15 protein-coding genes are annotated in these 13,268 nt (G+C 56.0%); 9 read left to right on the plus strand and 6 right to left on the minus strand.

Annotation, left to right across the window (positions count from 1 at the left end; translation table 11 throughout):
• Positions 1–240: 240 nt before the first annotated feature.
• Entirely contained in the window at positions 241–894 is a 654-nt protein-coding gene (locus tag ACZ5FM_RS02195; protein ID WP_250983663.1) for a ribonuclease HII, read from the minus strand.
• A 15-nt stretch (positions 895–909) separates the two neighbouring features.
• On the opposite strand from ACZ5FM_RS02195, the gene ACZ5FM_RS02200 reads away from it, so the two are divergent.
• A complete protein-coding gene (locus ACZ5FM_RS02200) occupies positions 910–1,101 on the plus strand; it encodes a hypothetical protein (RefSeq protein WP_250983664.1) in 192 nt (63 codons plus the stop codon).
• 60 nt (positions 1,102–1,161) lie between these two features.
• Here ACZ5FM_RS02200 and ACZ5FM_RS02205 read toward each other — a convergent pair whose 3' ends face one another.
• Positions 1,162–2,319 (minus strand): PA0069 family radical SAM protein, encoded by a 1,158-nt coding sequence (locus tag ACZ5FM_RS02205; protein WP_464039565.1) that lies wholly within the window; start codon positions 2,317–2,319, stop codon positions 1,162–1,164.
• A 307-nt stretch (positions 2,320–2,626) separates the two neighbouring features.
• On the opposite strand from ACZ5FM_RS02205, the gene ACZ5FM_RS02210 reads away from it, so the two are divergent.
• Positions 2,627–3,154, plus strand: a complete 528-nt coding sequence (locus tag ACZ5FM_RS02210; RefSeq protein WP_275640613.1) for a glycosyltransferase family protein — start codon at positions 2,627–2,629, stop codon at positions 3,152–3,154.
• A gap of 14 nt (positions 3,155–3,168) precedes the next feature.
• Here the strand turns inward: ACZ5FM_RS02210 and moaB are convergent, their stop codons facing one another.
• The 4 genes from moaB to ACZ5FM_RS02230 form a co-directional block, all read right to left on the minus strand.
• The gene (gene moaB / locus ACZ5FM_RS02215) at positions 3,169–3,705 is read right to left on the minus strand and encodes a molybdenum cofactor biosynthesis protein B (RefSeq protein ID WP_250983667.1); all 537 of its coding nucleotides are present in this window, start codon (positions 3,703–3,705) and stop codon (positions 3,169–3,171) included.
• Positions 3,702–4,613, minus strand: coding sequence for a 4-(cytidine 5'-diphospho)-2-C-methyl-D-erythritol kinase (locus ACZ5FM_RS02220; protein WP_464039566.1), 912 nt, complete (start codon positions 4,611–4,613; stop codon positions 3,702–3,704). The genes moaB and ACZ5FM_RS02220 overlap by 4 nt, the downstream gene beginning before the upstream one ends.
• An 8-nt stretch (positions 4,614–4,621) precedes the next feature.
• On the minus strand, positions 4,622–6,445 hold the full coding sequence (locus ACZ5FM_RS02225) for a tetratricopeptide repeat protein (RefSeq protein WP_464039567.1): 1,824 nt from the start codon (positions 6,443–6,445) through the stop codon (positions 4,622–4,624).
• Between the two features lie 184 nt (positions 6,446–6,629).
• On the minus strand, positions 6,630–7,646 hold the full coding sequence (locus ACZ5FM_RS02230; protein WP_192487124.1) for a polyprenyl synthetase family protein: 1,017 nt from the start codon (positions 7,644–7,646) through the stop codon (positions 6,630–6,632).
• Between the two features lie 108 nt (positions 7,647–7,754).
• On the opposite strand from ACZ5FM_RS02230, the gene ACZ5FM_RS02235 reads away from it, so the two are divergent.
• From ACZ5FM_RS02235 to ACZ5FM_RS02265, 7 genes are all read left to right on the plus strand, one after another.
• Positions 7,755–7,985, plus strand: coding sequence for a putative signal transducing protein (locus ACZ5FM_RS02235; protein WP_192487125.1), 231 nt, complete (start codon positions 7,755–7,757; stop codon positions 7,983–7,985).
• Positions 7,986–7,993: 8 nt separating this feature from the next.
• Positions 7,994–8,785 carry a tRNA1(Val) (adenine(37)-N6)-methyltransferase gene (locus ACZ5FM_RS02240; protein ID WP_464039568.1) on the plus strand — a complete coding sequence of 264 codons (792 nt, stop codon included), beginning with the start codon at positions 7,994–7,996 and terminating at the stop codon, positions 8,783–8,785.
• Positions 8,786–8,932: 147 nt separating this feature from the next.
• Entirely contained in the window at positions 8,933–9,790 is an 858-nt protein-coding gene (locus ACZ5FM_RS02245; RefSeq protein ID WP_464039570.1) for a S49 family peptidase, read from the plus strand.
• Positions 9,791–9,911: 121 nt separating this feature from the next.
• Positions 9,912–10,106 (plus strand): hypothetical protein, encoded by a 195-nt coding sequence (locus ACZ5FM_RS02250; RefSeq protein WP_250983673.1) that lies wholly within the window; start codon positions 9,912–9,914, stop codon positions 10,104–10,106.
• A gap of 196 nt (positions 10,107–10,302) precedes the next feature.
• Positions 10,303–11,235 (plus strand): glycine--tRNA ligase subunit alpha, encoded by a 933-nt coding sequence (locus ACZ5FM_RS02255; protein WP_464040411.1) that lies wholly within the window; start codon positions 10,303–10,305, stop codon positions 11,233–11,235.
• A 155-nt stretch (positions 11,236–11,390) separates the two neighbouring features.
• A complete protein-coding gene (locus ACZ5FM_RS02260) occupies positions 11,391–11,942 on the plus strand; it encodes a LemA family protein (protein ID WP_250983674.1) in 552 nt (183 codons plus the stop codon).
• A gap of 52 nt (positions 11,943–11,994) precedes the next feature.
• Positions 11,995–13,245: a 3-phosphoshikimate 1-carboxyvinyltransferase gene (locus tag ACZ5FM_RS02265; protein WP_464039571.1), complete on the plus strand. Its 1,251-nt coding sequence runs from the start codon at positions 11,995–11,997 to the stop codon at positions 13,243–13,245.
• The last annotated feature ends 23 nt before the right edge of the window (positions 13,246–13,268 follow it).

A 13,268-nucleotide genomic window follows, 5' to 3' on the forward strand; every position in this document is an offset into this window, starting at 1 on the left:
TTGGCCATGAGAAGGGTTGATCGGACGGCGTTGCATAGACACCGCCACACCGAACGCTGGCTGCGCAGTCTTGCATTGCCACCTTCTGGCAGTGCCACTCTGACCGGCTCGCTCCCGATTGCAATGAGTAATACTGGCGCTGTGATCAGAGTTGCCCGGCAACCTCGGGCTTGGGTCGTCTCATCACGGCATAACTGTCGGCCTTGCTCAATCAAGACATGGCGGCATAGGCGGGAAAGCTCAATCCTGACGCAGAGGACGAAAGCTCATGCGATGCAATGGGCAGGCGCCATGCCGTTCAATCGCCTGCCTGTGGGCTGCTGTGCCGTAACCTGCGTGCCCTGCAAAACCATAATGCGGGTACAGTTCTCCAGCCTGCTCCATCATTCTGTCTCGCATCACTTTGGCGACGATGGAGGCCGCTGCAATCGAGACGGATCGTGCATCGCCCTTGATCACGGCGCGGCCGGGGCAGGCTATGCCAGGCGGTACGTCACGACCATCGGCTAGGATGATGGCAGGTGATGTCGTCAGACCAAGGATTGACCGACGCATGGCATCAAGGCTGGCGCGCAAGATATTCATGTCGTCAATTCTTGTCGGTGAGGACGAGGCAATGGAGACGATTGAGGTTTCGAGGATAAGTTCGAAAAGGCTTTCCCGTTTGCTTTTGGAAAGCTGTTTGGAATCGTTCAGCCCCGGCGGAATATTGTTGGGATCGAGAATGACTGCTGCTGCCACCACCGGACCGGCCAAGGGGCCACGTCCTGCTTCATCCGTTCCGGCAACTGGCCAGAAACCTTGTTTTTGGCATTCGGTCTCAATGCTGAAATCCGGTCCAGTCAGCTGGAAATCAAAAAGAGCAGGAGAGTCGGGAGGCATACGCTTTTTCATGCGGCGGAAACTCGCATGCCAACCCGATCTCCTGCAAGCCCCGGTGCGATGATAATTGCAGCAAGTACCCGAGCGGCGGCAACGGTGGTTCTGCTGGCGGCCCCTGTCGTCATGACAGATGCGGCTGGATCATCACAAAGCGGTCCGGGGATCGGTTCGCGGCAGGGACGACGCGAACGATATCTTTCAAACACATTCAACCTTTGATCTGGCAGAGACCCAGGATGTCCTGAAGTCGCTGAAGACTGTGCTGAGGTGGAACGCGGTTCAGAGAAGCGAAAGCTGCACGCCAGCACCTCCCGGAGGAACGAACAGGTCATCGCGCAAATGGATGCCACGCCGCACCATGCCAAGGCGTTTGGTCGCCATCTCGAACCGTCTGCCGATCTGCCAGGCGTAGGGACCGGCACCCTTCATGCGCTTACCAAATTCAGCGTCATAATCTTTGCCATCACGCATCGAGCGAATAAGCGACATCACGTGGCGGTAACGGTCGGGATAATTCCGCAACAGCCAATCGCGAAACAGCGGGCTGACCTCAAGCGGCAGACGCAACAATACGTAGCTTGCCTCAGTTGCACCGGCAGCTTTAGCCGAATCGAGAATCCGTTCGATCTCGTGATCATTCAGCGCTGGAATGATCGGGGCGACCATGACGGATGTCGGAATGCCTGCCTCGGTCAGTGCCTTGATGGCTTCAAGCCGCTTTTCCGGCGTCGAGGCACGCGGCTCCATTGAGCGCGCCAGCTTCTTGTCCAGCGTCGTCACGGACAAGGCAACCTTGGCCAGACCCTTCTTTGCCAATGGAGCGAGAATATCGATATCGCGTGTTACCAGAGCCGACTTCGTCACGATAGCAACTGGATGCTCCGCCTCAGCCAGAACTTCGAGGATCTGTCGCATGATGCGCCATTCTCTCTCGATGGGCTGGTAGGGATCCGTGTTTGTGCCAATGGCTAGTGTGCGCGGTTTGTAACCGGGTTTCGCCAACTCGCGCTCCAGCAGTTTTGCAGCATCGGGTTTGGCAAAAAGCCGTGCTTCAAAATCGATACCGGCTGACAGGCCCATATAGCTGTGCGTCGGACGGGCAAAACAATAGATGCAGCCATGCTCGCAACCACGGTAAGGATTGATGGAGCGATCAAAGGGAATGTCGGGCGATTCATTGCGTGTGATGATGGAACGTGGCTTTTCAACCTGCACCTCGGTTTTGAAGGCAGGCAGGTCTTCCAGTGTCTGCCAGCCATCATCAAAGGCTTCGCGCTGTTCTGTCTCGAAGCGACCGGATGGGTTAAGCCCGGCACCACGCCCCCGGCGACGATCAATTTCGATACGCAGGCCGGATGCATTTGCAAGTGCGTTGGCAATATCTGCCGTATGGGCAGGCGCGAATGCGCTTTGCCCCGAAAGCATATGGTTTGTCATCTGGTTGCTCCGTGCGAAAACGACTCTTCGCTTCGATGATTAAATTCCTAAAACATTCATGAGAACATTACAAGAACAAAATGCACAAACAGATTGTGGCAATTTATGATCTGATACGATAATGCTAGGTTGCATAGGACATCAGGGGTTTGGACTGCGGCATGAGGGAAGATCGTTCGGTTTCGGAAGCAAGACCACGGATGGAAATGATGTCCATCAAGGTTTTGCAAAACAGAACTGACCGACTTTCACAGGGCTTAAGTGCTTCGATACGACCTTCCACAATCGCTGGCGATTGGGACCACCCATGCTGACAGTGATCATGGAATGCCGGGATCAAGAACCTGAGTTGGCTCACACCTTGTCCACGCTGGTATCAGGTGCAGTCGAAGGACTGGTAAGCGACGTTGTCATCTTGGATCATGGTTCACGTGATGGATCATCGCATGTTGCCGATGCAGCCGGTTGCCGCTTTCATGCCGAGTGGGACATCAATGACATCGTACAATCGGCACGCGGCGAATGGCTGTTGCTGCTAGAGCCGGGAGCGCGTCCGCAAACCGGTTGGATTGAAGACATTCAGGAATACGTGGCGCTGAACAGGGTTCCCGCCAAATTCACGCCGTCGCGCAATTACCGGCGGCCATTTCTTCGCCGCCTTTTTCAGAAGCCGCAACCGCTGGAATATGGGCTGCTTTTGCCGAAGAAGCAGGCGGTCAGCCTGGCCAAATCCAGCATGGCGCTTGAGCATTTCACCAAAGGCCAAAAGCTGCGCCGCCTGAGTGCGGAGATCATCCCTTCATGGGTGGTGACGGAAGCGCGGAAAGGCCGCTAACGGCCCCTGCAAAATTACCCGCGTTTCAGATGTTCATCCAACCGCGGCATGATTTCCACGAAGTTGCAGGGCATGTGACGGTAATCGAGTTGTGCTTTTAGTATGCCATCCCACGCATCCTTGCAGGCACCGGGAGAGCCAGGCAGCACGAAAATATAGGTGGCATTGGCCACACCACCAGTCGCCCGAGACTGGATGGTCGATGTTCCGATCTTGTCGTAGGAAATGCGATGAAACACTTCTGAAAAACCGTCCATGCGTTTTTCAAACAGGGGCTCGAGAGCCTCCGGTGTCACGTCACGTCCGGTAAAACCTGTGCCCCCGGTGGTAATCACCACATCGACACCCTCTGACAGGGTCCAGTCACGCACCGTGTTGAAAATCGCCTCGCGATCATCGGCGACGATGGCGCGGTCCGCCAGCCTGTGACCGGCCTCGGTTATTCTCGCAACCAGCGTGTCACCGGACTTGTCATTGTCCGGCGTGCGCGTATCGGAAACTGTCAAAACAGCAATATTGACCGGGATAAACGGGCGGGACGTGTCGCTCATGGCTGCGCTTCCTGTTTTGTCATGGTTGCCTTGAAGTACCAGTCCGGTCGTTGTGCTGCCAGTGATGCCTCAACCTGTTGTGCCGTCTCGAAAGAAGGGAATATCCCGAAACAGGTGGCTCCCGAGCCGGACATCCGCACCAGCGGGGCACCATGCTGTTTCAACAGGTCTGACACATCCTGGATGACCGGCAGGGCTGAAATCGCAGGCGCCTCGAGATCATTGCGCAAATTATGGATGAAAGCCTGCCAATCGTCTTTATTCTGCGGCAAGAATTTTGGCACGGGCGGATTGTTCTTCGTCTGCAGCCTGCGGAAAATCTCCGGTGTTGAGGCACCTGTCAAAGGGTTTGCCAGCACCATGGCAAATGCCGGTAGCTGTGGTAGCAAGGTCAGCTCTTCACCAATGCCACGCGCCATCAGCGGCATTCCGGCAAAACACATGGGTACATCTGCACCAAGCGACAGGGCAATCGTATCAAGTGTTTCATTGGGGATGGAGCAGCGCCAGAACCGCAGAAGCCCACGCAGCGCCGCTGCGGCATCAGCCGAACCGCCACCGATGCCCGACGCAATTGGCAGGTTCTTTTCCAGATGGATGGCCACGGCCGGTGCTTGCTGCCCAGTGGCGATCACCGCTTGACGCAAAAGATCACGTGCACGCAACACCAGATTATCGCTCAAACCGTCATTGTTGGCGAGTACAGCGGAAAAGGGGCCGGAGATTGAAAATCGATCCGCATCATCAGCTACGAAGGACAGCCGGTCACCAGCATGAGCGAATGTGACCAGCGTTTCCAGCAGATGATAGCCATCTGCCCTCTGCCCCACCACGTGCAGGGCAAGGTTGATTTTGGCCGGAGCGGTTTCGTAAAACTCCGCCGCTCCGGAAAAAAGCTGAACTGGCATGCGGTTGATCAGGATTTCTTGTCAGGCACAGGAGCAACCGGTTCTTCCGGTTTCACATCCTTTTTGGCGGTGTTTTCGGCATCCTTTTCCAGCGGCGGCAGGCCGTTGGCGATCTTTTCCTTGACCTTCGCCTTATCGACGTCATCGCTGTCGCCAATCAGTGCACGGTTCCACTGGTAAACGGCTTCAACTTTACGGCCAACGCGCCAGTAAACATCACCAAGGTGATCGTTGATGGTCGGGTCGCCAGCGCGCAGCTCGATGGCGCGTTCCAGTTCGACCACAGCTTCATCAAACTGGCCAAGGCGGTAATGAGCCCAGCCAAGCGAATCGACGATGTAGCCGTCATTCGGGCGCAACTCGACCGCGCGACGGATCATGTCCATCGCGTCATCAAGGTTGAGGTTTTTATCGACCCAGGAATAACCGAGGTAGTTGAGAACCTGCGGCTGTTCAGGGTTGAGTTCCAGAGCCTTCTTGAAGTTTGGCTCGGCCTGTTCCCATTCCTTCAAGCGCTCATAGGCGATGCCGCGCTGGAAATAGACGGCCCAATCACCACGTTTTGCCACTGGTCCGAGGATTTCAACGGCTTTGTCGTAGTTCTCAGCCATTGCCTTGTAGTCCTTGGCATCGGAGAGAACGCTGCCATAGGCGAGGTAACTGCGAATATCCTTCGGGTCAGATGCCAGCAGCGACTTCAGATGTTCGCGGGCTTCATCAACCTTACCTGTCTGGGCAAGAGTAAGACCAAGCTGCAACTCCGATATGCGGTGCATCGGCGATGTCGCAGGCACTTTCGAATAAAATTCGATAGCGCGTTCCGGCTGCTTGAGGTTCTCCGCAAGGCCACCCAGCAGGATCAGCGTATCGGCACTTTTCGAATCCAGTTCATGGGCAATCTGCAGGTAGAGCGTAACAATCTCTTCCGCGCCTTCGCGGTTCAACGCGCCGGCAATGGAAAACAGAACCGCGGAAGCACCTTCGGTCGCAGTGGTAACCTGCTGTTCCGGCTTTTCACCCTTTTCTATGCTTTCGCGCAGGGCCTTCAGCGGGGCATAGTTGTTGGCAAAATCATCGCCAACCGAAATGGCATCCAGTGCCTTCTGTTTATTGCCGGCTTTTGCTTCCAGGCGGGCAAGAGCCATCACGGCGCGCATATAGGTGTCGCTGGCGGTAGCGCCGCCTTCGCGGTCGGTGATCGCGGCGTTCAGTCGGCTGCGTGCAACTTCAACATTGCCTGCTACCAGCGCCATGGCGCCTGCGTGGTAGTTTTTGAAAATCGCGTACCAGCCGGGACCCTTCATGCCATCAATCATGGCAAGGGCTTCCTTGCTTTTGCCCGCACCCGCATTCGCCCAGGCGATCAGCAGCGTATTGACCATTTTGTCGAGGTCGTTCGGGCCGGTATATTTCAGCAGCTTTTCAGCTGAGGTGAATTCCTTTTTGCGCATCGCATCAAGTGCGCGAACGATGGTGGTTACCCGCTCGACGGACGAATCGTTCTTGAGGCTTTCTGCGATTTTTGCACCCGCGTCGAAATTGCCGTTCAGCAATTGTGCAATCATCAAACGCTGGCGGATTTCCGAATTGGCCGGATCGAAGTCAAGAGCCTTGGTATAAAGTGTAATTGCTGTATCGTAATCCTGATCGACGTCAGCGGTGCGGGCCGCCAGAAACGCTCCGGAAAATGAGTTGACGCTGGCCGGATCGAAGGTTTCGGCTTTTTCAGCAGGTTTCGTTTCAGCGCTGGCCGTTCCCGGTACCGCCCCCAAGGTGAGAGAGGCGACAAAAGCCACGCCATAGAGAAAACGAAATGCTGGTTTGCGCCGCATGTGGAAACCCTTGATTGGTGCCGAAGCACTGAAAATACAACTTTCCATTCTTCGTCACAACAGAATGGCTTTTTTGGAGCAGGCCCGCAACCAAATCGATTTTTGGTTGCGGGATGCCGGGGGAATGACGTTCCGAGAAAAGGCGCCCAGCTGGTTCAAAACCACACCGAACGGTTTTTCCGGTTCAGTTCACGCGCTCGATGCAGAAGTCGATGACTTCCATCAGCGCAGACTTCCAGGGCGTTTCAGGCAGCGGCGCGAGCGCATCGCGTGCAATCGTGCCGTAGTGGACGGCGCGGGTGATCGTATCTGAAAGGCCGTTATATTTGCCGATCAGGCCGAGGGCTTTTTCGAGGTTCTCGTTGGAGCTTTCGCCATTTTCAATGGCGTTTTTCCAGAATTGTCGCTCTTCCGGGCTGCCACGACGGTAGGAAAGGATGACCGGAAGTGTGATCTTGCCCTCACGGAAATCGTCACCGACGTTTTTGCCAAGGTCGGCAGCCTTGCCACCGTAATCGAGAACGTCATCGACCAGCTGGAAGGCCAGGCCGAGGTTCATGCCGTAGGACTTCAGTGCATTGCGCTCAGCCTTGGTGGTCTTAGCCACAATAGGACCAACTTCGGCGGCGGCTGCAAACAACGCTGCAGTTTTGGCGCGGATAACCGAGAGGTAATCATCTTCCGTCGTTTCCATGTTCTTGGCAACGGAAAGTTGCAGCACTTCACCTTCAGCGATAACAGAAGCGGCGGTAGACAGAACATCCAAAGCATCGAGAGAGCCGACTTCCACCATCATGCGGAAGGCTTGGCCAAGCAGGAAATCGCCAACCAGAACGCTGGCCTGGTTGCCCCATATGGTGCGCGCCGTGGACTTGCCGCGGCGCAGGTCGCTTTCGTCCACCACGTCATCATGCAGCAGGGTGGCCGTATGCATGAACTCGACGCTTGTTGCCAGCTTGATGTGATGATCGCCCGTATAACCAAACATCGCTGCAGAGGCGAGGGTAAGCATGGGACGCAGACGTTTGCCGCCGGAGGAAATCAGATGATTGGCAACCTCCGGGATCATCTGCACATCCGAACCGGCCTTGGAAAGAATAAGCTGGTTTACCCGTTCCATGTCTGCTTTTGTCAGCTCGACGAGCGGTTTTACGGATGCGTGTTTGTTTTTGCTCTCTTCAAGCGGTATGACGATGCCCAACGGCCCGGACTCCTGTTCATAATTTCGATTGGACAATAGAAAGGGGCGCTTTGCGCGGCAAGGGGCGAATTGCCACTGGGCATTCAAAATTATGGGATTATCGTTGATATGCTGGAAATAATCCGCACAAACGATGCAGTTCTTCTGTCGTTCGTGGAAACACTTTTGAGTGAAGCGGGGATTCATTGCATGATAGCAGACCAATCCATGAGCATATTGGAAGGGTCACTAGGGCTTCTGCCTCGGCGTTTTCTTGTCGAGGAAGGGCGTGCAGAAGAGGCGCGTACCATCCTGCGTGAGGCGGGACTGGGTGCTGAATTGCGTGACGAAAAGGCCTGAGGCAAGCGATGTCTGAGGTCGATGCGGACACAATCGATGCTTTTCATCGCGGACGGTTTCTGGTGGTGCAGCCCAAGGGGCGTGGCCACCGTTCCGGCATGGATGCTATGTTGCTTGCCTCGCTGGTCGCGGATGACCGACCGTGCAGAGTGGCGGATCTTGGTGCCGGTGCGGGTGCCGCTGGCATGGCCGTGGCTTCGCGGTTGCCAAAAGCAGAGGTTTCCTTATTTGAACGCTCGGACGAAATGGTTGCCTTTGCTGAGCGCAGCCTGAAACTTCCCGAAAACGCCTATTTTGCGGACCGTGTTTGCGTACATGCGGCCGATGTTACCTTGCGGGCCAAAGCGCGCGCAGCAGCCGGATTGCAGGACAACTATTTTGATCATGTGATCATGAACCCGCCCTTCAATGATGCCTCGGACAGGCGCACGCCGGATGGGCTGAAGGCGCAGGCCCATGCCATGACGGAAACATTGTTTGAGGACTGGCTACGAACGGCTGCCGCTGTGCTGATGCCCGGAGGTCAGCTATCTCTTATTGCCAGACCGGAATCGGTTGGTGAGCTGATAAGTGCCTGCGGCAAACGTTTTGGCGGGTTGGAAATAACGCTTGTTCATCCGCGTCCGGGCCAAAATGCCGTGCGGGTGCTGGTGACCGCCATCAAGGGGTCAAGGGCTCGTTTGTCCTTCCGTGCGGCGCTGGTCATGCATGCAGAAGAAGGCCACGTCTTCTCCAGTTTCGTGGATGATCTCAGTAACGGCCGTGCGGCCTATGCGCGCAAGCCCCTGAAAGGCGCGTAAAAACTGCGCTTTTTTTAACCATTGCCATTGCGTTTGACGCTTCGATGCATACATCACCAACCGAGAGCAGGATGCATCATGCTTGCTGAAAACCGGTGCGGTTTTCGCAGAGCGGCGTCCGCAAATGTGTAGCAGTGAGGAAGGTGTATGGCAGGTTTATTGAGGCGGCTTTTGCCCAAACGTTTTCGCAAACGGGAGACTGTGATCCCGGTTGTGAGAATGCATGGGGCTATCATGGCAGGCGGCAGCCAGTTCCGTCCCGCCCTCAACCTTGCCACCTATGCGCCATTGCTTGAAAAAGCCTTTGCCAGCAAGGACGCGCCGGTTGTCGCGATTTCTTTGAACTCGCCGGGTGGATCGCCGGTTCAGTCGCGCATGATTTATCAGCGCATTCGGATGCTGGCGGAAGAAAACGACAAGAAGGTTCTGATTTTTGTGGAAGACGTGGCCGCATCCGGTGGTTACATGATCGCCCTTGCCGGTGACGAGATCATTGCCGACCCGACATCGATTGTGGGCTCTATCGGCGTTGTTTCTGGCGGGTTCGGTTTCCCGGAACTGCTGAAGAAGATCGGTGTGGAACGGCGCGTTTACACCGCCGGTGAAAACAAGGCGATCCTTGATCCTTTCCAGCCTGAAAAGGAAAGCGATGTCGAATATCTGAAAACCCTGCAGATCGAAATTCACAAGGTTTTCATGGACATGGTGCGTATGCGTCGTGGCGATAAGCTGGCCGATGATCCCTATATTTTCTCCGGACTGTTCTGGACCGGCATGCGTGGTCTCGACCTTGGCCTGATTGATGGGCTTGGCGACATGCGGGACGTGCTGCGTCGCCGTTACGGCAAGAAAGTACAGTTGGAGCTGATAACCGGCGCACGCAGCCTTTTTGGCAAACGCGTCCCGGGCGTCTCGCTGAACGCGGAACACATTGCCGCAGCCTCTGTTGCAGGACTTGCAGAGGTGGCTGAAGAAAAGGCATTGTGGGGACGTTTCGGTCTGTAATCCGCCTCGCGTCGAAACGTGAGGCTGTTTCAAAAGCCCGACATCAAACAAAAAGACAGGGCAGCGGGAAACGCCAATTTCATCCGCTGCTTTTGGCCAATCGTGCCAAGGGGAACGCAGCATGGCGCAAATTATATTTCTGGTGGTCCTGATTGGCGGGGCTCTTCTTTTGTATCGGCGGTTTATCTCCGACGCGGAAAAGCTGGCTGCACGCTCGCGTCAGGAACGCAAGGAAAAGGAAACCGGCGCAACCGGCACGTTGGTCAAGGACCCGGAAACCGGTGAATATCGTCTCAAAAAGGACGATGAGGCCTGATCTTCAGACAATCGACGCGTGGTTACTACATGTTGAATAGATAGAGCTGGCTGTGCCTGTGCGCAACCGGCTCCATCAGCTGTTCAGTCGCTGTCCGGCGCGCATAAAACCTTGACCCGTCGCGCCGGTCGTGGCACCTGTCCGCATCCGAAATAAGCAAGTGCTGGCCTATCCCATGACCGACGTTCCAGATCATATGAACCCAAAGCGTTCTTTTCAGGCGCTCATTCTGACGCTCCATAACTACTGGGCTGACAAGGGCTGCGCCGTTTTGCAGCCTTATGATATGGAAGTGGGCGCTGGCACGTTCCACCCGGCAACAACACTGCGCGCCCTGGGCCCAAAACCTTGGAAGGCTGCCTATGTCCAGCCGTCGCGCCGCCCGTCCGATGGCCGTTACGGTGAAAACCCCAACCGCCTGCAGCACTATTACCAGTATCAGGTCATTCTGAAGCCGAACCCGTCCAACCTGCAGGAGCTGTATCTCGGCTCGCTGCGCGCCATTGGGCTCGACCCGTTACTGCACGATGTCCGTTTTGTGGAAGACGATTGGGAAAGCCCGACACTCGGTGCTTGGGGCCTTGGCTGGGAGTGCTGGTGTGACGGCATGGAAGTGTCGCAGTTCACCTATTTCCAACAGGTTTGCGGAATCGAGTGCTCGCCTGTCGCCGGGGAATTGACCTACGGTCTTGAGCGTTTGGCCATGTATGTGCAGGGCGTGGACAATGTTTATGACTTGAACTTCAATGGCCGCGAAGGCGACGAGAAGATTTCCTACGGTGATGTCTTCCTTCAGGCAGAGCAGGAATATTCCCGCCACAACTTTGAATTCGCCAACACCGAGATGCTGCATCGCCACTTTATCGATGCCGAGCAGGAGTGCATGGCACTTCTCGCCGCTGGTGCACCGGCCGAACATGATAACCACATGCTGCACAAGTGCGTGTTCCCGGCCTATGACCAGTGCATCAAGGCAAGCCATGTCTTCAACTTGCTGGATGCGCGCGGCGTTATCTCGGTCACCGAGCGCCAGAGCTATATCCTGCGGGTTCGCACGCTGGCCAAGGCTTGTGGTGAAGCATTCCTGCTGACGGATGCCGGCGGCGCAAACTGGAACAAGGCCGCCTGATCGGGCGAACCGTTTGCATGCATAGAAGCAGTGACAATATTTAGAGGAGAGAATATTGTCCGGCAGCAAATGACCTGGAACAGGAAGTTGCCGCACCACTCGGGTGGCAGCGGACTTCATGCTCTCAGTGGTCACGTAGGAGAGGGGTATCCTGAATGTTTACTGCGCTTGCCATTATTGCTGCCGTTCTTGTCTATGCCGTCATCGTCTATAACGGGCTGGTCAAATCCCGGCAGATGGTCGAGGAGGCATGGTCAGGTATCGACGTTCAGCTCAAGCGCCGTGCAGATCTTATTCCCAATCTGATCGAGACGGTGAAGGGGTATGCCGCCCATGAAAAAAGCACCCTCGAGGAAGTTATAACCCTGCGAAACAAGGCGCAGGCGGTACCTGCTGGTGACGTTGCCGGCCGTGCGCAGGCAGAAGGCATGCTGGGGCAGGCGCTGGGCAAACTGTTTGCTCTGGCAGAGGCCTATCCCGACCTGAAAGCCAATCAGGGCTTTCTCGATTTGCAGGCATCCCTTGAAACGCTTGAGGGCGAAATCCAGATGTCACGCCGGTATTATAACGGTGCGGCACGCGACCTGAACGTCAAGGTGGAAAGCTTTCCGTCCAATCTGGTAGCGCGCAATTTCGGCTTTACCAAAGCCAGCTATTTCGAAATCACCAACGAAGCAGACCGCGCCGTTCCTTCCGTGAAATTCTGAAACGCCAACAACCCGGCGTTATCCCGATGATACGGGAAACCATGAGATACAAATGACAGAACTGACGATTACTCCCCCCGGCAGACCTCTTACCGGCAAGGTGCAGCCTCCCGGCTCCAAATCGATAACCAACCGCGTGCTGCTTCTGGCGGGGCTGGCCAAGGGCGTCAGCCGGCTGACCGGCGCTCTCAAAAGCGATGACACGCTTTACATGGCAGACGCACTGCGCGCCATGGGTGTGACCATTAACGAGCCGGATGAAACGACCTTTGTCGTTGAGGGCAATGGCTATCTCAGCCAACCGGAAAACCCGCTGTTCCTCGGCAATGCAGGCACGGCCACCCGCTTCCTGACGGCCGCTGCCGCGCTGGTTGACGGTGCCGTCATCGTTGATGGCGACGAACATATGCGCAAGCGTCCGATCACGCCGCTGGTCGATGCTCTGCGTTCGCTGGGCGTTGAAGCCGATGCCCCAACCGGTTGCCCGCCGGTCACCGTGTGCGGCAAAAAAGGCTTCCTCAACGACAAGGTGACAATCGACGCCAACCTGTCCAGCCAATATGTGTCGGCGCTACTGATGGCAGCAGCCTGCGCGGGTAAACCGATTGACATCATTTTGGCCGGAGAGGAAATCGGTGCCAAGGGTTACATCGATCTCACCGTCACAGCCATGGAAGCTTTTGGGGCAAAGGTTACACGCGTTAGTGCCGCTGTCTGGCGTGTTGAGCCAACCGGTTATATCGCAACCGACTTCCATATCGAGCCGGATGCATCTGCCGCAACCTATCTCTGGGGTGCAGAAGTGCTGACCGGTGGCAAGATCGATATCGGCACACCGGCCGACAAGTTCTCACAGCCAGATGCTCGCGCTTACGACGTGATTGCGCAGTTCCCCAATCTGCCAGCTGTTATCGACGGCAGCCAGATGCAGGATGCCATTCCGACCATTGCGGTTCTTGCTGCCTATAACAAAACGCCGGTGCGTTTCGTCGGCATCGCCAACCTGCGCGTCAAGGAATGCGATCGTGTGCGTGCCCTGTCACTGGGGCTGAACAATATTCGTGAAGGTCTGGCGCATGAGGAAGGTGACGATCTGATCGTGCATTCTGATCCTGCACTGGCGGGACAGAGTGTGACGGCATCCATCGACACATTCCACGACCACCGCATTGCCATGAGCTTTGCGCTGGCTGGCTTGAAAACCGGTGGCATCGCCATCCAGAACCCGTTGTGTGTCGGCAAGACCTATCCCGGTTACTGGAAGGCGTTGGCTTCACTCGGGGTTGAATACACAGAAGCTTGAAGTTGCTGAAACTGCAGGAGGTC

This window comes from Agrobacterium sp. 5Ca50 (assembly GCF_055381905.1).